The sequence below is a fragment of the uncultured Limimaricola sp. genome, from assembly GCF_964022235.1.
Taxonomy (GTDB): domain Bacteria; phylum Pseudomonadota; class Alphaproteobacteria; order Rhodobacterales; family Rhodobacteraceae; genus Limimaricola.
The window spans coordinates 1-19883 of sequence record NZ_CAXHZL010000004.1 but is presented as its reverse complement, the minus strand read 5'-3'; the positions used below and the strand labels follow the sequence as shown (position 1 = coordinate 19883).

Annotated in this window: 18 protein-coding genes; 8 read left to right on the top strand and 10 right to left on the bottom strand. The window is 66.7% G+C overall.

Annotation, left to right across the window (positions count from 1 at the left end; translation table 11 throughout):
- Positions 1–46: 46 nt before the first annotated feature.
- The 4 genes from bcp to AADJ02_RS06805 all read left to right on the top strand — a co-directional run bounded on the left by bcp (position 47) and on the right by AADJ02_RS06805 (position 3393).
- Complete coding sequence (bcp, locus tag AADJ02_RS06820) at positions 47–532, top strand: thioredoxin-dependent thiol peroxidase (RefSeq protein ID WP_341212245.1); 486 nt, start codon at positions 47–49, stop codon at positions 530–532.
- Complete coding sequence (locus tag AADJ02_RS06815; RefSeq protein ID WP_341212244.1) at positions 529–1356, top strand: ferritin-like domain-containing protein; 828 nt, start codon at positions 529–531, stop codon at positions 1354–1356. The genes bcp and AADJ02_RS06815 overlap by 4 nt, the downstream gene beginning before the upstream one ends.
- 212 nt (positions 1357–1568) lie before the next feature.
- A complete protein-coding gene (locus AADJ02_RS06810; RefSeq protein ID WP_341212243.1) occupies positions 1569–2894 on the top strand; it encodes a M23 family metallopeptidase in 1326 nt (441 codons plus the stop codon).
- Complete coding sequence (locus tag AADJ02_RS06805; RefSeq protein WP_341212242.1) at positions 2884–3393, top strand: polymer-forming cytoskeletal protein; 510 nt, start codon at positions 2884–2886, stop codon at positions 3391–3393. The genes AADJ02_RS06810 and AADJ02_RS06805 overlap by 11 nt, the downstream gene beginning before the upstream one ends.
- Positions 3394–3474: 81 nt before the next feature.
- Here the strand turns inward: AADJ02_RS06805 and AADJ02_RS06800 are convergent, their stop codons facing one another.
- The 3 genes from AADJ02_RS06800 to AADJ02_RS06790 form a co-directional block, all read right to left on the bottom strand.
- Complete coding sequence (locus AADJ02_RS06800; protein ID WP_341212241.1) at positions 3475–3852, bottom strand: DUF4260 family protein; 378 nt, start codon at positions 3850–3852, stop codon at positions 3475–3477.
- A gap of 141 nt (positions 3853–3993) precedes the next feature.
- Positions 3994–5118 (bottom strand): peptide chain release factor 2, encoded by a 1125-nt coding sequence (gene prfB / locus AADJ02_RS06795; protein WP_341212240.1) that lies wholly within the window; start codon positions 5116–5118, stop codon positions 3994–3996.
- Between the two features lie 96 nt (positions 5119–5214).
- Positions 5215–7737 (bottom strand): PBP1A family penicillin-binding protein, encoded by a 2523-nt coding sequence (locus tag AADJ02_RS06790; RefSeq protein WP_341212239.1) that lies wholly within the window; start codon positions 7735–7737, stop codon positions 5215–5217.
- A 157-nt stretch (positions 7738–7894) separates the two neighbouring features.
- On the opposite strand from AADJ02_RS06790, the gene AADJ02_RS06785 reads away from it, so the two are divergent.
- Positions 7895–8572, top strand: a complete 678-nt coding sequence (locus AADJ02_RS06785) for a class I SAM-dependent methyltransferase (protein ID WP_341212238.1) — start codon at positions 7895–7897, stop codon at positions 8570–8572.
- Positions 8573–8644: 72 nt separating this feature from the next.
- On the opposite strand, the gene AADJ02_RS06780 is transcribed toward AADJ02_RS06785, so the two are convergent.
- Entirely contained in the window at positions 8645–9823 is a 1179-nt protein-coding gene (locus AADJ02_RS06780; RefSeq protein ID WP_341212237.1) for an N-acetylmuramoyl-L-alanine amidase, read from the bottom strand.
- Positions 9824–9870: 47 nt separating this feature from the next.
- Entirely contained in the window at positions 9871–11031 is a 1161-nt protein-coding gene (locus tag AADJ02_RS06775) for an aminotransferase class I/II-fold pyridoxal phosphate-dependent enzyme (RefSeq protein ID WP_341212236.1), read from the bottom strand.
- A gap of 139 nt (positions 11032–11170) precedes the next feature.
- Here AADJ02_RS06775 and AADJ02_RS06770 point away from each other — a divergent pair, with 139 nt between their 5' ends.
- Both AADJ02_RS06770 and AADJ02_RS06765 read left to right on the top strand, forming a co-directional pair.
- Positions 11171–11920, top strand: coding sequence for a DsbA family protein (locus AADJ02_RS06770; RefSeq protein WP_341212235.1), 750 nt, complete (start codon positions 11171–11173; stop codon positions 11918–11920).
- Positions 11921–12179: 259 nt separating this feature from the next.
- Entirely contained in the window at positions 12180–12374 is a 195-nt protein-coding gene (locus AADJ02_RS06765) for a GNAT family N-acetyltransferase (RefSeq protein WP_341212234.1), read from the top strand.
- 6 nt (positions 12375–12380) lie between these two features.
- Here AADJ02_RS06765 and AADJ02_RS06760 read toward each other — a convergent pair whose 3' ends face one another.
- The 5 genes from AADJ02_RS06760 to hemA form a co-directional block, all read right to left on the bottom strand.
- Entirely contained in the window at positions 12381–12992 is a 612-nt protein-coding gene (locus AADJ02_RS06760) for a DUF1236 domain-containing protein (RefSeq protein ID WP_341212233.1), read from the bottom strand.
- A 177-nt stretch (positions 12993–13169) separates the two neighbouring features.
- On the bottom strand, positions 13170–13979 hold the full coding sequence (locus AADJ02_RS06755) for a DUF1236 domain-containing protein (protein ID WP_341212232.1): 810 nt from the start codon (positions 13977–13979) through the stop codon (positions 13170–13172).
- 175 nt (positions 13980–14154) lie between these two features.
- Entirely contained in the window at positions 14155–15288 is a 1134-nt protein-coding gene (ispG, locus tag AADJ02_RS06750) for a flavodoxin-dependent (E)-4-hydroxy-3-methylbut-2-enyl-diphosphate synthase (RefSeq protein WP_341212231.1), read from the bottom strand.
- Positions 15289–15335: 47 nt separating this feature from the next.
- On the bottom strand, positions 15336–16631 hold the full coding sequence (locus AADJ02_RS06745; RefSeq protein ID WP_341212230.1) for a helix-turn-helix domain-containing protein: 1296 nt from the start codon (positions 16629–16631) through the stop codon (positions 15336–15338).
- Positions 16632–16752: 121 nt separating this feature from the next.
- On the bottom strand, positions 16753–17976 hold the full coding sequence (gene hemA / locus AADJ02_RS06740) for a 5-aminolevulinate synthase (RefSeq protein ID WP_341212465.1): 1224 nt from the start codon (positions 17974–17976) through the stop codon (positions 16753–16755).
- A gap of 207 nt (positions 17977–18183) precedes the next feature.
- Here hemA and AADJ02_RS06735 point away from each other — a divergent pair, with 207 nt between their 5' ends.
- On the top strand, positions 18184–19575 hold the full coding sequence (locus tag AADJ02_RS06735; protein WP_341212229.1) for a M20/M25/M40 family metallo-hydrolase: 1392 nt from the start codon (positions 18184–18186) through the stop codon (positions 19573–19575).
- Positions 19576–19883: the final 308 nt, after the last annotated feature.

Here is a 19883-nt window from a genome sequence, read left to right as displayed (position 1 = left end):
GCCCCCGAGGGCCACTGCCGCCCGATCACGCAAGCGAGGATGCGCCATGAGCGACACGATGTCGGCCACCCGGCCCGAACCGGGCCAGACCGCGCCTGAGTTTTCCCTGCCCCGCGACGGCGGCGAAGAGGTCCGGCTTTCGGCGCATCTGGGCGCGCCGGTGGTGGTCTATTTCTATCCGCGCGACGACACCTCGGGTTGCACCAAGCAGGCGCAGGGCTTCAGCGACCTCGGGGGCGAGTTCGAGCTTCTCGGCGCGCGGGTGCTCGGCGTCTCCAAGGACACGGTGGGCAAGCACGAGAAATTTCGCGACAAATACGCGCTGAAGGTGGCGCTGTTGTCGGATGCCGAAAGCGACGTGTGCGAGCGTTACGGCGTCTGGGTCGAAAAGAAGATGTACGGCAAGACCTTCATGGGGATCGAGCGGACCACCTTTCTGATCGACGCGCAGGGCCATGTGGCGCGGGTCTGGCCACGGGTGAAGGTCGCGGGCCACGCCGAGGAGGTTCTCGACGCGGTGCGCGCGCTGTGAGCCGCACTCTTACCGAGCTGGCGGTCGAGGTGCTGACCACAGCCGATGGACGCCTCAAGACTGCCCGCAGCCACGCCGCGGCAAAAGCATGGCGCGACAGCCGCGCCGCCGGCACGCCGCTCGAGATCGGCACGAGCGCCCCGCCCGACCGCCCCGCCCGGCCCGCGCGCCCCGAACTTCTCGCACCGCGCGAGATGCCCAAGCGGCGTCCGGGGTCAGAGCACGGGCGGATCGCCCTCATTCACGCGGTGGCGCATATCGAGTTGAACGCCGTCGATCTACATTGGGACGCGGTGGCGCGCTTTGCTGCCGTGCCGCTGCCGGTGGGGTATTTTGACGACTGGGTGAAGGCGGCGGATGAGGAATCCAAGCACTTCAACCTGTTGTGCGACAGGCTCGAGGCGCTGGGCAGCCACTATGGCGCCCTGCCCGCGCATGAAGGCATGTGGCGCGCCGCCGAGGATACGGCGGAGGATCTTCTGGCGCGGCTCGCCGTGGTGCCGATGGTGCTCGAGGCGCGCGGGCTCGACGTGACGCCGGGGATGATCGAGATCTTTCGCAAGGCCAAGGACGAGGACACCGTCGCGGCGCTGGACATCATATATGCCGAGGAGGTGCACCACGTCTCCTACGGCTCGAAGTGGTTCCACTTCCTTTGCGGGCGGCACGACCTCGATCCCGCCCCGGTGTTTCGCGACCTTGTGCGCCGCCACTTCCACGCGAATCTCAAGCCGCCCTTCAACGAGGAAAAACGTGCCGAGGCGGGCATTCCGCCTGACTTCTATTGGCCGCTGGCCGAAGAAACGGCACGGCGCGGCGATTGAAAATCATGGCGCGGCAGGCCGTTGCACCACGGCCACACTGGGCGGAAAGGCGACAAGGTCGGCGATATCTCGCCGCTTTTAGGCCGCTTTCGCCCGCCGGTGGACGCCTCCGGGTCAAAGCAGTTGCGACATGGCGGTCGCCTCGGTAACACCTCCATCGCGGCACTCTCGAAAAAGAGAGGCTGTGACCGGGACAACACGGGGACGGACGAGTGCGGATCAAACTGGCACAGAAACTTCATGCGGCGCTCGAGCGCCGGTTTCCCGAACGGCGGCTGTTTCTGCGCTCGGACACCGAGACCCGGTTCATCCGACTGCACCCCTCGACTCAGCTGATCGCCTGGAGCGGCGCGACGCTCGTGGTCGGTTGGACCATCACCTCCACCGCGATCCTGCTGATGGATTCGATCGGCTCCGGCAACTTCCGCGCACAGGCGCAGCGCGACCAGATGATCTATGAGGAGCGGCTCAACGCGCTGTCCTCCGAGCGCGACCTGCGCGCCGCCGAGGCCGCCGCCGCGCAGGACCGGTTCTCGACCGCTCTGGCGCAGATCTCGACCATGCAGAGCGAGCTGCTCGCCTCCGAGGACCGCCGCCGCGAAATGGAGACCGGGCTCGAGGTGGTGCAGGCTGCGCTGCGCCGCACCATGATCGAGCGCGAGACCGCACGCGACGCCGCCGAGGAGATGACCGTGGCGATGGCCGAGGGCGGTGCCCTGCCCGGCGGCGCTGACGCGGCCTCGGTCGAAGGCACGCTGGACATCCTTTCGGGCGCTCTGGCGGACACCGCTCAAGAGCGCGACCGCATCGCCGAGGATGCCGAGCTCGCCTTCGAGCAGGCCAATGAAATGCAGCTCGAGTTGCGCCTCATGACCGAGCGCAACGACGAGATCTTCCGTCAGCTCGAAGAAGCGATGACCGTCTCGGTCGAGCCTCTGGGCGATATGTTCCGCGCTGCCGGCATGGACCCCGACGCGATGCTCAAGAAGGTTCGCAAGGGCTACAGCGGCGTTGGCGGCCCGCTCACCCCGATCCAGTTCTCGACCATGGGCGCGCATGCGGGCCACGCGGACGAGAACGCCGCGCGCGCCAACGCGCTCTTGGGCAAGATGGACGAGATCAACCTCTACCGCATCGCGGCGTCCAAGGCGCCCTTCGCGCAACCGGTGAAGTCGAGCTTCCGCTTCACCTCGGGCTTTGGCCAGCGTTGGGGCCGCCTGCACGCGGGCACTGATTTCGCAGCACCGATCGGTACGCCGATCTACTCTACCGCCGACGGCGTGGTGGTGAGCGCGGGCTGGGCCTCGGGCTATGGCCGGCTGATCAAGATCCAACACGAGTTCGGGATCGAGACCCGTTACGCACACCTCAACAAGATCAGCGTCAAGGTCGGCCAAAGGGTATCGCGCGGCGAGCGGATCGGTGATATGGGCAACTCCGGACGATCGACCGGGCCCCACCTCCACTACGAGGTGCGCGTCGGTGGGACTCCCGTCAATCCCATGACCTACATACGAGCTGGACAAGATGTTTTCTAAGAGCAAAATCAACGAGCCCGGACCCAGGACAGCCGAAGGGACGCCCACCATGGACGCAACGACCAAGCCCGCGCAGCCGCAAGGATCGCAGGACTACCGCCCTGCCGCCCCCAAGGCCAAGCCGCCGGCATCGGTGCTGTCGGCCGACCTGCACATCAAGGGCAACGTCAAGACCACCGGCGACATCCAGGTCGAGGGCCAGATCGAGGGCGACATCCGCGCGCATCTCTTGACCGTCGGCGAAGGCGCCACCGTGCGCGGTGAGCTGGTTGCGGACGACGTCGTCATCAACGGCCGCATCGTCGGCCGGGTGCGCGGCCTCAAGGTCCGCCTCACCTCGACCGCCCGTGTCGAAGGCGACATCATCCACAAGACCATCGCGATCGAGAGCGGTGCGCATTTCGAAGGCTCGGTGCAGCGTCAGGAAGACCCACTGAACACCACCGGCGCGCCGAAGCCGCTGCCCAAGCCGTCGGCGGCCGAAGGCGGCCACGACTGACGCCAGTCACGGGATTGCACGGATCGGGACGCTTCGGGAAACCGGAGCGCCCCTTTTGCATGTATGGCCTTAAGGCCGCCCCTAGCCGCGCGCCCGGGGGCCAATCGTGCCCAGATGCGTGTCGGTGAACCCCGCGCGCGACTTCAGCCCGTAGCCCAGCATCCGGTCGAACCCTGCATGTCCGAGCCAGAGCGCCCCCAGCGCCGCCCAAAGCGGTATTCCCAAACCCAGACCCAAGGCGAGCAGTACCAGGCCAAAGCCATAGAGATGCACGAGGTTGTAGCCCACGGCACCCCAGCGCGGCCCTAAGAGATATGCGGCGAAACCGATGTCGGGTGCGAAGAACAGCGCAATGGCGGCCCAGATCGGGAAGCCACCGTCGATGATCAGGTAGATCCATAGCGCAGCCACCAGAACCAACGCCCCCTCGACCCGTTGCCAGATCACGAAATCCCGCATGGGCCCTGTCCCCGCTTGCATGCTGTTCCTGCCACGCAGCTTGGCGGTCACAGACGGCGAGGTCCAGCCCATGCCGCTGGCCACCAGATACGAAAAAGGGGCCCGCAGGCCCCTTCCCCTCCGCCAAGCGGGATCGCGTGATCAGTCTTCGGCAGTCGCCTCGGCGCGGCTCTTGCCCGAAACCTGTCCGGCCAAGGTGGCAGCCATGAAGCCGTCGAGATCGCCGTCGAGCACGCCTTGAGTGTCGGAGGTCTCGTAGCCGGTGCGCAGGTCCTTCACCATCTGGTAGGGTTGCAGCACGTAGGAGCGGATCTGGTTGCCCCAGCCCGCGTCGCCCTTGGCCTCATGCGCCTCGTTGATCGCGGCGTTCCGGCGATCGAGTTCCATCTGGTAGAGCCGCGATTTCAGCGCCTTCATGGCGATGTCGCGGTTCTGGTGCTGCGACTTTTCGGAGGAGGTCACGACGATGCCGGTCGGCATGTGGGTGATCCGCACCGCCGAGTCGGTGGTGTTCACGTGCTGGCCGCCCGCGCCCGAGGAGCGGTAGGTGTCGACGCGGATGTCCGAGGGGTTCACCTCGATGTCGATGTTGTCGTCGACCACCGGGTAGACCCAGACCGAGGCAAAGGAGGTCTCGCGCGTGCCCTTGCCAAAGGGCGAGATCCGCACGAGGCGGTGGACGCCAGATTCCGACTTGAGCCAGCCATAGGCGTTGGGGCCCGAGATCTTGTAGGCGACCGATTTCGTGCCCGCCTCGGCCCCGGCTTCCTCGGACTGCATCTCGACCTCGTAGCCCTTCTTCTCGGCCCAGCGCACGAACATCCGCTGCAGCATCGCGGCCCAGTCGCAGGCCTCGGTGCCGCCGGCGCCCGCGTTGATCTCGAGGAAGGTGTCGTTGCCATCGGCCTCGCCATCGAGCAATGCCTCGAGTTCCTTGGCCCCCGCCGATTGGCGCAGAGCCTTGAGCGCGGCCTCGGCCTCGGCGACGATCTCGTCATCGCCCTCCATCTCGCCCATTTCGATCAGCTCGACGTTGTCGCGCAGACCTTGGCTGATCTGGTCGTAGGTGCCGATCTTGTCGAGCAGTTCCTGACGCTCGCGCATCAGCTTCTGTGCGGCGGCGGGGTCGTCCCACAGCGTCGGATCCTCGACCCGCGCATCGAACTCTTCGAGCCGGTGCGCTGCGGTCTCGCGGTCCATGCGCTTGGCCAGCAGCCCGAGCGACTTCTCGATGGCGGCGATGTTGGCTTGCGTCTCTGCGCGCATGATCGGTCCCTCGCTAGGAGTTGTGGGCTTGGAATTGTGGGGCGTGATAGCGCGCTCCGCGCGCCCCGGCAAGCGAGGCACGCGAGGCGGGCCGCCCTAGTAAAGACCGCCCGAGGACAGCGTGCCGAAGCTCGCCTTGGGGCCGACCGTGGCGGTGTTGCCGGTCGAGGTCGTGACCTTCTTGGCGGGCTTGTTGCCGCCCGCCTCCTCGTAGAGCGGCAGATCGCCCGACATCTTGAAGCCGCCGTCGAAGGCCACGCCGAAGAGCGGCTCTTCACCGATGCGGAAGCATTCGGAGATCACGTTGTCGCCCGCAGCGCCGTCGGGCAAGCGCGCGCCCGAGAACCGGTCGATCTTGATGAACTGGCACTCGTCGGGCACCGGGAACTCGGTGCCGCCAAACCGCTTGATCGCGGTGCTCATGAAGCTTTCGAACACCGGGCCACAGATGCCGCCGCCAGAGGCGCCCGATCCCAAAGAGCGCGGGTTGTCGTAACCGATGTAGCAGCCGGCGACGATGTTGGACGAAAAGCCGACGAACCACACGTCCTTGGCGTCGTTGGTGGTGCCGGTCTTGCCCGCGATCGGCACCGGCAGGTTGACGCCGCGCGCAGTGCCGCGCTTGACCACGCCTTCCATCATCGAGGTGAGCTGATAGGCGGTGACGGCGTTCATGATCCGCTCGCGGTTCGACTGGATCGTCGGCGCCTCGCCCGTGGGCAGGGCCGCGAGACCGCAATCGACGCAGTTGCGCTGATCATGGCGGTAGACGGTGTTGCCATAGCGATCCTGTACGCGGTCCACCAGCGTCGGTTCCACCCGCTCGCCGCCGTTGGCGAACATGGCGTAGGCCGCGACCATCTTGAACAGCGTCGTCTCCTGCGCACCCAGCGCGTTCGACAGGTAGGGGCCGAGATCCTCGTAGACGCCGAACTTTTCGGCGTAGTCGGCGATGGTGTCCATGCCGACCTCCTGCGCGAGGCGGATTGTCATGATGTTGCGTGACTGTTCGATGCCGGTCCTGAGCGGCGTCGGCCCGTAGAACTTGTTCGATGCGTTCTGCGGCCGCCACATGCCTTGGGGCGTGTTGATCTCGATCGGGGCGTCCACGATGATCGTGGCGGGGGTGTAGCCGCTGTCGAGCGCCGTGGCATAGACGAAGGGTTTGAAGGACGAGCCGGGCTGTCGCATCGCCTGCGTGGCGCGGTTGAACACGCTGTCCTGATACGAAAAGCCACCCTGCATCGCCAGCACGCGGCCGGTGTTGACGTCCATCGCCATGAAGCCGCCCTGCACCCGAGGCGTCTGGCGCAGCGTCCAGCGGATGAAGTCGCCGCTATCGTCGGTGATCATACGGCGCACCAGCACCACGTCGCCAGGCGCGAAGTTGTCGGCAAAGCCGCCCTGCATCCAAGAGATATCGTCGCGCGGCACCACATGCGGCTCGGAGCCGTCGTCGGCGAGGCCCTCGATACCGAGACGCATCTGGCTGTCGCCCACCTCTATGACCACCGCCGGGTACCACGGGCTCTCCAGCGTCACGTCGCGCGGCACGTCGACCTCCGACAGCGCCTTGCGCCACGCGATCTCGTCGCCCAGCGTCTCGACGGGAATGGTCTTGCCGGTGCCGCGCCAGCGACCCAGTCCCCGATCGTACTGCTCGAGCGCGCGCTGCAGCGCGTGCGCCGCCTCGATCTGCAGCTCCTTGTCGAGGGTGGCGCGAATCGAGAGGCCCCCACCAAAGAATTCGTCCTCGCCAAACTCGGCGGAGAGCTGGCGACGCACCTCGTCGGTGAAATAATCGCGCGGCGGCAGGGCGGCGCGGAAACTTTCCATATCGCCCGACTGCACCGTGTCGAGGGTGCGGCCCCGGTCGCGCTGATAGGCGGCCTCGTCGATGTAGCCATCCTCCCACATGCGGCGCAGCACGTAGTTGCGGCGGTTCACCGCATCGGCGTACTGGCGCACCGGGTGCAGGTTGCCAGGCCGCTGCGCCAGGGCGGCGAGATAAGCGGCCTCGCCCGGCTCGAGCTGCGCGAGTGGCTTGTTGAAATAGGTCTGGGCTGCAGCGGTGACGCCGTAGGAGTTCTGACCGAGGAAGATCTCGTTGAGATACAGCTCGAGGATCCGCTCCTTGTCCATCGCGCCTTCGATGCGCACGGCGAGGATCAATTCCTTGATCTTGCGCTCGAGCGTGCGCGAGCCGTCGAGCAGGAAGTTCTTCATCACCTGCTGGGTGATGGTCGAAGCACCGCGGATGTCGGCGCCGCGCGAGCGCACCGCCTCGACCCCGGCGGCGGCGATGCCCTTCAGGTCGAAGCCCGAATGCACGTAGAAATTCTGATCCTCGGCCGAGACGAAGGCATGCTTGACCAGATCGGGGATTTCCTCGGCGGGGGTGAACAGCCGCCGCTCGGAGGCGAACTCGTCGAGGATGTTGCCCTCGCCGTCATAGACCCGGCTGATCGTCGGCGGCGTGTATTGCGCAAGCGTCTCGTAGCTGGGCAGGTCGCGGCCATAGACATAGAAGATCGCGCCCAGCGTCAGCGCCCCCATGGCAAGGCCGAGGGTGAGCATCGAGAAGATGCCGCCAAAGAAGGACATTATGAAACGCAGCACGATATTTCTCCGGGAGGACTTGGTGGCTTATAGGCAAGGCCTTGCTCCGGGTCAAAAGCGCAGGGCTTGAAATCGGCAGCAAAACGCTTGAAAGCAGGGTCACTCTTTGGCGAGGGGATTGCGCTCTCGACAGCTGGGACCCAAAAGGGCGTACATGATGGCAACCGAAACCCCCTCCCCCCGCCGCGCCACGCCGGATGACGTGATCGCGACCTATGACGCCGTTGGCCCCGAGTGGGCCAAGGCGCGTGATCGTCGCCTCATGGAGCGGCGCTGGATCGACCGGATGCTCGCTGCGGCCCCCCGCAACGGCGGACGCCGCCGGGTGCTCGACCTTGGCTGCGGCACCGGCGCGCCGATCGCGCAGTACATCGCCGATCGCGGCGCCGAAGTGACCGGCGTCGACGCCTCGCGGGTGATGCTCGAGATGTTCCAGCGGAACATGCCGCGCGCCCGGGCCTTTCACCACGACATGCGCGGTCTGCGCCTGTCCGAGAAGTTCGACGCCATTCTCGCTTGGGACAGCTTCTTTCACCTGTCGGGCCCCGATCAGCAGTCTATGTTCCCGACCTTTGCCGAACATGCCGCCCCCGGCTGCGCCTTGATGTTCACCTCCGGCCCCTCGGCGGGAACGGCGATCGGCGACGTCGCCGGCAAGCCGATCTTTCACGAGAGCCTGAGCCCCAAGACCTACAAGGGCCTTCTGGAGATGCACGGCTTCATGCCGCTGGCCTTCATCCCCGAAGACCCCGATTGCGGCATGCACTCGGTCTGGCTTGCCCGTTTCGACGGCCTGCCGCGCGAGGAAGGCCCGAAGCCGGCGCGCAAGGGCTGAGCCGGGCGCGAGCGCCAAAACAGAAAGGCCCGCGCTGGTTGGCGCGGGCCTTTCGCGTTTCAGCACCGTCTTTCAGCGACGCCTGAGCGGGGCGCGCGCGGCCTCCTCGGCGGCCCAGCCCTGTATTCCCGCGACCAGCCCCGACACGATGCGCGCCCGCCCCGCCGGATCAGACAGCCGCGCGCGGTCGCCCGCGTTCGACAGGAATCCCACCTCGACCAGCACCGAGGGGAAATCGGCGGCGTTGAGCACGGCGAGCGGTGCGCTGCGGCGCGGTCGCGAGTTCAGATGCGCGCCTGCCTGCCGCAGCGAGGCCACCAGCGCCTGCGCCAGACGCTCGCTCTGCGGCGCGGTGTCGAGCCGCACCAGATCCATCAGCGCCGTGGCGACCCGGTCATCCTGCCGGCTCAGATCGAGCCCTGCGAGCAAGTCGCCCCTCTGGTGCCGCTCGACCATGCGGCCCGAGGCGGCGTCCTGCGCCTCGTCCGAGAGCGTATAGACCGAGCCGCCAGAGGCCTCGTCCTCTTCCAGCGCGTCGGCGTGCAGCGACAAGAGCAGCCCCGCCCCGGCGGCGCGGGCGATGGTCATGCGCTCGGCCAGCGGCACGAAGGCATCGCTGTCGCGGGTCAGCACGGCGCGCATGGTGCCCGAGCGGTTGATCGCCTCGACCGTCTCGCGCGCCAGACGCAGCATGACATCGGCCTCGATCAGCCCCTCGCGCATGGCGCCGGGATCGACCCCGCCGTGACCGGGATCGACCGCCACGACCAGAGGACCGGGCGGGCTGATGTCTGGCGCTGCCAGGGTTTCGCCCGCCGGGTCAGCGGATTTCGCGGCGGCGGCGAACGCCTCCTCCGTAACCGGGTCCAGCACGACCCGCAGGCGTGCCGACCCCGAGGCCGTGCTGCGCATCTCGGCGCTGGTCAGCCCAAGCGGTTCGGCGAGGTCGAGCACGAGACGCGACCAGCCGGGCCGGCCACGCCCCAGCCGCAGGGTCGTCGCCCGCGCGCCCGTCAGAAGGGCCGCGGCATCGGCCCCGGCCCAGTCGACTTCACCAAAGTCGAGCACGAGGCGGCGCGGCGCGTCGAGGGTGAAGACGCGCCACGGCACCGGCTGGCTGAGTGCGAGGTCAATCTCGACGCCGCGGCGCGTGTCGGCCACGCGGCTCTCGCTCGCGTCGAATCGCGCCAGCCCGCTGAACTCCTGCGCGGCAAGCGGCCCGGACAACAGCAGCGCAAGCCCCGCCGCCATGCCCCGGATGTGCCGACCCGGCCTGCCGCGGGCTACACGCCGAAGCCTCATGCCACGCCGAGCTCTGCGTGGCCGCGTGCCGCCATGAAGCGCCCCAGACGCTCCAGCCCTTCCTCGATGTCGGCGGTGGAGCGGGCATAGGAAAAGCGGATCCAGCGATGCCCGTCGGCGGGATCGAAATCGAGACCTGGCGTCACCGCGACGCCCGCCTCTGCGAGGATCTCGGCGGCAAAAGCGCGGCTGTCATCGGTGAAGGCCGAGACATCGGCATAGACATAGAAGGCCCCGTCGGGCGGCGCAAAGCGCGTGAAGCCCGCCTGCGGCAGCCGCTCCAGCATCAGCGCGCGGTTGGCGGCATAGACGGCGGTATTGGCTTCGAGTTCCTCCGTGCAATCCATCGCGTGCAGCGCCAGCCGTTGAGAGGCGTGCGAGGTGCAGATGAACATGTTCTGCGCGATCCTCTCGATGCCGCGCACGTGCTCGGGCGGCACGATAAGCCAGCCGACGCGCCAGCCGGTCATCGAGAAATACTTGGAGAAAGAGCCGATCACATGGGTTTCGTCGGTGACTTCGAGCGCCGAGGCGCCGCGCCCGCCGATGCCATGATAGATCTCGTCGGAGATCAGCGCCGCGTCGCGCGCGGCACAGGCCTCGGCCAGCGCGGCGAGCCCGGCGCGGTCGAGCATCGTGCCCGCCGGGTTCGAGGGCGAGGCCAGCACCAGGCCGTCGAGCGCATGGGCTTCGACATCGGCAGGCACGGGCTGCATCCGATTGGCCAGCGTCGTGGGCATGTCGATCGGCGCCATGTCGAGCGCCTTGAGGATCTGCCGGTAGGACGGGTAGCAGGGCGCACCGAGGCCCACCCGTGCGCCGGTGTCGAAGAGCTGGGTAAAGCTCAGCAGGAACGCCCCCGAAGCCCCCGCCGTCACCACGACACGCGCAGGATCGAGATCGACGCCGTACCAATCGCCGTAGTGTCGCGCGATGCGTGCGCGCAGCTCCGGCAGGCCGAGCGCGACCGTGTAGCCCATCGGTCCGGCCGCCATTTCGCGCGCCACCCTTTCGACTGCCTCGCGCGGCGCACCGGTGCCGGGCTGGCCCACCTCCATGTGGATGATGTGCCGCCCGGCCTCTTCGGCCTGCCGCGCCGCCTCCATCACGTCCATCACGATGAAGGGATCGACCTCTCCGCGCCTTGAGTTTCGCATGCCGCACTCCCTAAGGTTTGGCCGGGTTGTGCCAATCCCGTGCCCCCGCCGTCAATGGCCCGCGCCTTCCTGCGCGGGAACTTGGCACTGGCGCGGCGATGTGCTCTGCAAGGCCCGACACGAGGAAAGGACATTCCCTATGCTGCGCAGCCTCATCCGCGCCCTGCCCGTCACGCTGGCCCTTGCCGGCCCCGCCGTGGCACTCGATCTCGATGCGATGACCGACGCCGAGCGCGAGGCTTTCGGCAGCCAAGTGCGCGCCTACCTGCTCGAGAACCCCGAAGTGCTGATGGAGGCGATCGCCGTTCTCGACCAAAAGCAGGCCGAGGTCGCGGCACAGGGCGACAGCGCGATGATCGACAGCCACGCCAAGGCGCTGTTCGAAAGCGAGGGCGACTGGCAGGGCGGCAACCCCGAGGGCGACATCACGGTCGTGGAGTTCATGGACTACAAGTGCGGCTACTGCCGTCGCGCCTTTCCCGAGGTCGAGGAGCTGATCGAGAGCGATGGCGAGATCCGCTATATCCTCAAGGAATTCCCCATTCTGGGCGAGCAGTCATTGATGGCGTCGCAATTCGCTCTGGCGGTGCGCGCGCTCGAGGGTGACGAGGCCTACAAGCAGGCGCATAACGCACTGATGACCATGCGCGCGGATGTCTCCGAAGACTCGCTCGAAGCCCTTGCTGACAGCCTCGATGCCGATTTCGACGCGGTGCAGGCCGAGATGGCGAGCCCGCGCGTCGCCGGCATCATTGCCGAGAACCACCAATTGGCCCAAGCCATGCAGATCAGCGGCACGCCGAGCTTCGTGATGGGCGACCAGATGTTGCGCGGCTATGTGCCCTTGGCGCAGATGCGCGAGATGGTGGCGGAACAACGCGTCGAGTGAGCGCACCGCGCTTTCGTGAGGCAGATCGCGGCGATGTCGCCGCGATCATGGCCTTGCTGGCCGAGGATCCACTGGGCCGTAGCCGCGAGACGGCCAAGGCCGATGTCTATCTCGACGCCTTCAACCGTTTGACAGCACAGCCCGGTAACCGCGTCATCGTCGGTGTGATCGGAGACGAGATCGTGGCCTGCTACCAGATCACCATGATCGAGGGCTGTCGCGGGGCGGAGCCCGCCGTGCATAGATCGAGACGGTCCGCGTGGCCCTCAGCCGGCGCGGCACCGGGGTCGGACGGTATGCCATGCAGGATGCCGCCGCGCGGGCCCGCGCGGCGGGCTGCGCTCTGCTGCAACTTACGTCGGACATGGTGCGCGATGCGGCGCATGGGTTTTACGAGGGGCTGGGCTACAGCCCCTCGCATCTGGGCTTCAAGAAGCACCTGAACCGGGACTAGCCTACTTCAGCGAACGATATAGGTCACGCGACGGGTCTCGGGCTGGACCATCACGATCTGGCCGTTGACGTTGGCATAGGCCATCGGGCTTTCGGGGATCGGGGTCAGCACCACCGTCTCGGGCAGGCCCGCGCCCACGACCACTTCACCTTCGAGATAGATCGGCTCGACCGGGTTGTCGTTGAGATAGGTGATGGCATTGTCCTCGATCTCGAGGCTCGTCGTCTCACCGGTCGGATCGGCGGCGATCACGGCGCCGTTCAGGGTTACCGTGCCATCCGGCAGCGTCGGGTCGTAGGTGACGGTGGTGATGCCGGCGGCATCGGCGTTTTCATAGATCACCACGGGCGTGGTCTCGACGATGGCGGTAAGATAGCCACCGGAGGCCCAGCCGGTAATACCGTCGCTAGTGACCTCGCACCAGGTCGCGGGCTCGAGACAGCCCGTGACCACGACCTCCTCACCCGCCGGGATCACGCCGACGACGTCATAGGCGGGTCCGGCCCCTGCACGGATGTTGAGATCGACGGTGGCGTTGGCGGTGGCTTCGGCGAAGGCCGGCAGGCCCGCAACGGTGAGTGCGCCTGTGGCGAGTAGAGTGGACATCATGCGGTTCATGGAAGGTCTCCGGACTGCAAGGGCCGCCATGGCCCATGCTTGTTGTCGCTCCAACGCCGAGAACCGACACTTTGATCCGCGACCCCGCACATGAGGCGCCGGACGTGGCGGAGCTGCCGCCACGCACGAAAAAGGGCGACCCGAAGGCCGCCCTCTCTATCATTCAAGTCGCTGCGATCAGCGAACGATATAGACGACCCGGCGCTCTTCGGGCTCGACCAGCACCGGGGTGCCGTTCACGTAGAGGTAGCTGTACTCGGCGTCCGGGATCGGGCTCAGCTCGACCTCTTGCGGGATGCCGGCACCTACCACGACTTCACCTTCGAGAAGGACCGGATCGATCGGGTTCTCGCGGACGTAGGTGATGGTCTGCTCATCCGGCGTCGCGCTGTCGCCAAGAGCGGCACCGACGACGGCGGCACCAAGGATGCCCACGGGACCGGCGGCCAGAACGGCGGCACCTGCGGCTGCGGTCGCGGCACCAGCGGCCGTCGCGGCGGCATTGTTGCCGGTGTTGTCGTAGGTCACGGTCTCGACTTCGAGCTCGCTGCGGTTCTCATAGAGCACGACGGGCTCGGGGGCTTCGGCCATCTGCACGGTCAGGTAGTCGCCGTAAGCCCAGCCGGTGGTGCCATCGAGGGTCACTCGGCACCAGTTGGCGGCGTCGAGGCAGCCCTCGACCATCACTTCGCCATTGGCGGGGATCACGTCGATGATTTCCATGTCGGGGCCGGGGCCCGCGCGCAGATTCAACTCGGTGGCCGCGATGGCCGTGGTGCCCGACATAGCGGTCTCGGCATTGGCCGTGGTTTCGCCGGTGGCTTCAGTCTCGGCAGTGGCCTCAGCTTCGGCGGTGGCCTCGGCTTCGGTGGATGCCTTGACTTGTGTGCCGTTGCTGGTCTCGACCGTTACGCTGGTCTGGGCGAAGGCCGGCATCGCAGCCACGAGGGCGGCGGCGGTGGTCATCAGGAGCGATTGCTTGGTCATTTGGTTTCTTCCGTTCTCTTAAGTGCGACGGCACATGGCCGGTCGCGATTGGGAGAGAAACGGTCGAGGGCCGTGGATGGATCCATTCGAGTGCGCGAAAATTCCGTGGAAAACCGGGGGTTTCCGCCGATCTTTCGGCAGAAACCAACCGATGTCTTCCTGACCTTAGGTGAGGTTATTCGGCCGCTTCGGAGGAGGCGGCGGCACGTGCTTCGATTTCCGCAGCCTTTGTTTCCACCTGCTCGACGATGTGGTCGACCATCTGTTCATTGGACATGCGATGGCTCTGTTTGCCCGCGAGATAGACCATGCCGTTCCCTGCTCCGCCGCCGGTGAAACCGACATCGGTCATCAGGGCCTCACCGGGGCCGTTCACGACGCAGCCGATGATCGACAGCGACATCGGCGTTTTCACATGCTCCAGACGCTTTTCCAGCGCTTCGACCGTCTTGATGACGTCAAAGCCCTGACGCGCGCAGGAGGGGCAGGAGATGATGTTGACGCCGCGATGGCGCAGGCCGAGGGATTTGAGGATCTCGAAGCCGACCTTCACCTCTTCCACTGGATCGGCCGAGAGGCTGACGCGGATCGTGTCGCCGATCCCGGCCCAGAGCAGGTTGCCCATGCCGATCGCGGATTTGATCGTGCCGGACATCAGCCCACCCGCCTCGGTGATGCCAAGGTGGATGGGAGCGTCGGTCGCGTCGGCAAGTTGCTGATACGCGGCGGCGGCCAGGAACACGTCCGAGGCCTTCACCGAGATCTTGAACTCGTGGAAGTCGTGATCCTGCAGCAGCTTGATGTGATCGAGCCCGCTTTCGACCATCGCGTCAGGACAGGGCTCGGCGTATTTTTCAAGGAGGTGCCGCTCGAGCGAGCCCGCATTGACGCCGATCCGGATCGAACAGCCATGGTCCTTGGCCGCGCGCACCACTTCGGCCACGCGCTTGGCATCGCCAATGTTGCCCGGATTGATCCGCAGGCAGGCTGCCCCCGCCTCGGCAGCCTCGATGGCGCGCTTGTAGTGAAAATGGATGTCCGCGACGATCGGCACCGGACTTTCGGCGCAGATCTCCCGCAGCGCGCGGGTGCTGTCCTCGTCGGGGGTCGAAACGCGCACGATGTCGGCACCGGCATCGGCGGCACGGATGATCTGGTCCAGCGTGGCCCGCACGTCCGTGGTGTCGGTGTTGGTCATCGTCTGCACCGAGATCGGCGCATCGCCGCCCACGGGAACACGGCCCACCATGATCTGACGCGATGGACGACGCAGGATCTCGCGCCAAGGACGGTGGGCGTGAAGGGACATGGAAAACCTCTCGCGGATCGGGCCGCGGGGTCAGGACCGGCGCGGCATCATTCTGTGGTCGCGACCTCTGCCACTCGAACCAGCTTGGCAAGATCGGAATCGCTCTGCAGGTCGGCAACCTGATAGGTGGCGGTCAGATTGTCCACCGACAAGGCCAGGTTCGAGGTCACGGTGCCGGCATCGCCCACGGGGCCATAATGCTGACCGTTCATGGCGAAATAGACGGCCCCGGATTCGCCGATGCGCAGCGTCGGCGCTTGTTCGAGCGAAGGCACTTCGAATTCGTCGCCGGCGTTCATGATGCCTTCAAAGAGCGTCGTGCCATCGGCCGATTTCACGCGCACCCAAGCCGGGCGCACCGCGACCATGCTGAGCGTCGGCGCGGGGTCTTCGGTCACGCGCACGCTGGGGGTTTCGACACCGGCCTCGGCGAGAGCCAGTTCGATATCGGGGATGGCAATGCTCGGCTCGGGATTGGCATCGAGGGCGGCAAGCATCGGGCTCGGCCCCATGACAGGTTGTTGCGGCGGCGTCGCGTCTTCGAGACCGGCCAAGGAGACCTGCGCGTCCTGACCGGGGCGGCGCGGCGTGGTGACCAGCGCCGCGATCGGGCCGTCGCGCGGGGTCATCACCGGCACGTCGAGCGCTTGGGGGCGATAGAGGCGATCCAGAGCGTCGGGTGCCGCGGAGGCAAGCATCAGCGTCTCGGCCGCGGCGGCGTCGTTGGCCTCGGCGCGGCCGCCACCGGCAAGCGGATCGACCTGCGCGAGGATCATCGGAGTCTGCTCCACGGGGGAAAGACGCACCTTCTGCACTTCTTGCAGGATCGACCAGCCACCGTAGCCAAGCCCACCCATTAGCGCGAGCAGCACGACCACGGAGCCCAGTGCCCGGGGCTCGAAGCCCGCTAGAATACGCTCGGCCGGCGGCAGAAAGGGCGTGGTGGAGTCGGCGAAAATATCCTTGCCGAGACTGGTGCTTTGCGTGGCGCGCGAGGCGCGCACCGTCGAGGCGGCCGCCGACATGCCATGCGCAGTGGTGAACCCCGACTCGCGGCAGAAGGTTTCATAGGCGGTGTCGGGGCTCATGCCGAGATAGCGCGCATAAGAGCGCACGTAGCCTGCGATGAAACCCGGGGTGTCGAAAGCGGTGGAATCGGAATTCTCGATCGCGGCGATATAAGCCGCCTTGATCTTGAGTTCGCGTTGTACGTCGAGCAGGCTTTTGCCGAGAGTCGCACGTTCGCCACGCATGAGGTCGCCAAGCCGAAGCTCGAAAGCGTCAAAGCCCTTGGCCTCGACCTCCTGTGCGGCGCCAGCGCGCCTGAAGCTCCGCCCGATCATATCGGTGTTCCCGTCTCTGCCCGCCCCCGGTGGCAATCCAGGGCTGTCTTGTGCACAACTCCCGAAAGGCCTTGGGGTTCACCTTAGCATGTGGGCGAGCCACCCGCACGGGTAGATCTCATCATCCAGTCAATTCGGCGCGATTCAGCGCACAATGCGACCAGAGCGCATCAAGTGCGCGCACCAATGCGTCCATCTCACGCGCACCGTGCACGGGCGACGGCGTAAAGCGCAGCCGCTCGGTGCCACGCGGCACGGTCGGAAAGTTGATCGGCTGCACGTAGATGCCGTAATCGGCAAGCAGCATGTCGGAAAGCAGCTTGGTATGCACCGGATCGCCGACGATCAGCGGGATGATGTGGCTGCCGTGGTCGATGATCGGAAGGCCCAGAGCGCGCAGGCGCGTCTTGAGGATCTTCGCCTGTGTCTGGTGCTGCTCGCGCAGAAGTTGATCAGTCTTGAGATGCGCGACGCTCGCGGCGCCCCCCGCCGCCACGGTCGGCGGCAGCGACGTCGTGAAGATGAAGCCCGGCGCATAGGAGCGCACCGCATCGCACATCTTGGCCGAGGCCGCGACATAGCCCCCCATGACGCCGTAGGCCTTGCCGAGCGTGCCGTTGATCAGGTCGACCCGGTGCGCCAGCCGATCGCGCTCGGACACGCCACCGCCGCGCGGGCCGTACATGCCGACCGCGTGCACCTCGTCGAGATAGGTCAGCGCACCGAATTCTTCGGCCAAGTCGCAGATCTCGGCAATCGGGCCGAAATCGCCGTCCATCGAATAGACGGACTCGAACGCGATGAGCTTGGGCGCGGCCGGATCGTCGGCTTCCAGAAGCTCCCGCAGATGCGCGAGATCATTGTGCCGGAAGATCCGCTTGGCGCCGCCGTTGCGGCGCACGCCCTCGATCATCGAGGCGTGATTGAGCGCGTCGGAATAGATGATCAGACCGGGAAACAGCCGCGGCAGCGTCGACAGCGTCGCGTCGTTGGCGATGTAGGCAGAGGTAAACAGCAGCGCCGCTTCCTTGCCATGCAGATCGGCCAACTCGGCTTCGAGCCGCTTGTGGTAGATCGTGGTGCCCGAGATGTTGCGCGTGCCGCCCGAGCCCGCGCCCACGGCGTCGAGCGCCTCGTGCATCGCGCCGAGCACGGCGGGGTGCTGGCCCATGCCGAGATAGTCGTTGCCGCACCAGACGGTCACCGGGGCCTCTGTGCCATCCGGCTTGTGCCATGTGGCATGCGGAAACTGGCCCTTGTGCCGGGAGATGTCGATGAAGGTGCGGTAGCGGCCCTCGCTGTGGAGCCTGCCGATGGCGGCGTCGAGCCCTGCTTGATAATCCACGGGCATGCTTCCCTTCTTCGTCTGACGGGGCAGATCGCCCCGGCGGTTGGCCGTCCGGTCCCCTATAGACGCTGGAGCCTGCGGACAACACGCTACAATTTGCCACGCGGCCGCAGATTGGCCATGCAAGGGACGCAAGATCGCCACGATGCTGGACAGGGCCGCCGCGTGCGGTCACCCTTCGCCGCAAGCATAGCAGGAGCTCTGATGACACTCGACCCCGTTCTCGCCCGCATCGACGCCGATCTCGAGGCCGCTACCGGGCGACTGTTGCGGCTGCTCCGCATCCCCTCGATCTCAACCGACCCCGCGCATCGTGCCGATTGCCGCGCCGCCGCCGAATGGCTGGTCGAGGATCTGCGCTCCATCGGCTTTGACGACGCGGCGGTGCGCGACACCCCCGGCCATCCGATGGTCACGGGCGGCATGGGCGATAAGGACACCGGCGGCCCGCATCTGTTGTTCTATGGCCATTACGACGTGCAGCCCGCCGATCCGCTCGGCCTGTGGAAGACGCCGCCCTTCGAACCCTCGGTCGAGGACACGCCAGATGGCCCCGTGATCCGCGGGCGCGGCGCCTCGGACGACAAGGGCCAGTTGATGACCTTCCTCGAGGCCTGCCGCGCCTGGGTGGCGGTGCATGGCGCCCTGCCCGCCCGTGTCTCGATCCTGTTCGAGGGCGAGGAAGAATCGGGCTCGCCGTCGCTGGTGCCGTTCCTGCGCGAGCATGCCTCTGAGCTGAAGGCCGACCTCGCGCTGATCTGCGACACCGGGCTGTTCGACCGCGACACCCCCGCGATCACCACCATGCTGCGCGGCCTCGTGGGCGAGGAGATCATCATTACCGGCCCCGACCGCGACCTGCATTCGGGGTCCTACGGCGGCCCGGCAGTGAACCCGATCAAGGTGCTGGCGCGGATCATAGCGGCGCTGCACGACGACCATGGCCGCGTCACCCTGCCCGGGTTCTACGACGGTGTGCCCGAGATCACGCCCGAACTGCGTGCGCAGTGGGAGGGTCTGGGCTTCGACGAAGGCGCGTTTCTCGGCGGTGTCGGCCTGAGCCATCCGGCGGGCGAGGCGGACCGCACCGCGCTCGAAATGATCTGGGCGCGCCCGACCTGCGAGATCAACGGCATCTCGGGCGGCTATGCGGGGGCGGGCTTCAAGACGGTGCTGCCGTCGCAGGCCAGCGCCAAGATCAGCTTCCGGCTTGTCGGCCAGCAGGACCCTATAGCCATCCGCGAGGCGTTTCGCGCGCATGTGCAGGAGTTGCTGCCGCCCGATTGCACGGTCGAGTTCCATGGCCACGGCGCCGCACCGGCCAGCGTCATGTCCACCGACGACCCGGCCTTCGAGACGGCGCGCAAGGCGCTGAGCGCCGAATGGCCGAAGCCGGCGGCCTTCGTGGGCGCGGGCGGCTCGATTCCGATCGCGGGGTATTTCAAGACCGAGCTGGGCATGGATTCGATGCTCATCGGCTTTGCCAATGACGACGACCTGATCCACAGCCCGAACGAGAAGTACGACCTGCGCAGCTTTCACAAGGGCATCCGCAGCTGGGCGCGGGTGCTGGCGGCACTGTCCGAGCGGGGCTGAGCGCCCGGGGCCTTGGCCGACGGCACGGATGGCCGGCCGGAGAGCATGAGTATTTGAGGAGTAAAGTGGCCCAAGGGCGGCGCTCATGGCCCGTGCCGCCCTTCTTGGACGGGTGTGGGGCAACTTTGCTCTTGGAATACTCGGGCCCACCGGCATCGGTTGGAGCCACACTCAAGGGCCAGAAACGCAGACGGCCCCGCGCTCGAAGGAGCGACGGGGCCATCATGGCAATCTAATGGCGCGGTTGACGGGGCTCGAACCCGCGACCCCCGGCGTGACAGGCCGGTACTCTAACCAACTGAGCTACA

Bases quoted from the DNA above. Each gene is read 5' to 3' on its own strand.
- AADJ02_RS06755 (WP_341212232.1), bottom strand. From the start codon at position 13,979: ATGACCAAGCAATCGCTCCTGATGACCACCGCCGCCGCCCTCGTGGCT.
- AADJ02_RS06770 (WP_341212235.1), top strand. From the start codon at position 11,171: ATGCTGCGCAGCCTCATCCGCGCCCTGCCCGTCACGCTGGCCCTTGCC.
- AADJ02_RS06760 (WP_341212233.1), bottom strand. From the start codon at position 12,992: ATGAACCGCATGATGTCCACTCTACTCGCCACAGGCGCACTCACCGTT.
- AADJ02_RS06745 (WP_341212230.1), bottom strand. From the start codon at position 16,631: ATGATCGGGCGGAGCTTCAGGCGCGCTGGCGCCGCACAGGAGGTCGAG.
- AADJ02_RS06785 (WP_341212238.1), top strand. From the start codon at position 7,895: ATGGCAACCGAAACCCCCTCCCCCCGCCGCGCCACGCCGGATGACGTG.
- bcp (WP_341212245.1), top strand. From the start codon at position 47: ATGAGCGACACGATGTCGGCCACCCGGCCCGAACCGGGCCAGACCGCG.
- prfB (WP_341212240.1), bottom strand. From the start codon at position 5,118: ATGCGCGCAGAGACGCAAGCCAACATCGCCGCCATCGAGAAGTCGCTC.
- AADJ02_RS06780 (WP_341212237.1), bottom strand. From the start codon at position 9,823: ATGGCGGCGGGGCTTGCGCTGCTGTTGTCCGGGCCGCTTGCCGCGCAG.
- AADJ02_RS06775 (WP_341212236.1), bottom strand. From the start codon at position 11,031: ATGCGAAACTCAAGGCGCGGAGAGGTCGATCCCTTCATCGTGATGGAC.
- ispG (WP_341212231.1), bottom strand. From the start codon at position 15,288: ATGTCCCTTCACGCCCACCGTCCTTGGCGCGAGATCCTGCGTCGTCCA.
- AADJ02_RS06735 (WP_341212229.1), top strand. From the start codon at position 18,184: ATGACACTCGACCCCGTTCTCGCCCGCATCGACGCCGATCTCGAGGCC.
- AADJ02_RS06805 (WP_341212242.1), top strand. From the start codon at position 2,884: ATGTTTTCTAAGAGCAAAATCAACGAGCCCGGACCCAGGACAGCCGAA.
- AADJ02_RS06800 (WP_341212241.1), bottom strand. From the start codon at position 3,852: ATGCGGGATTTCGTGATCTGGCAACGGGTCGAGGGGGCGTTGGTTCTG.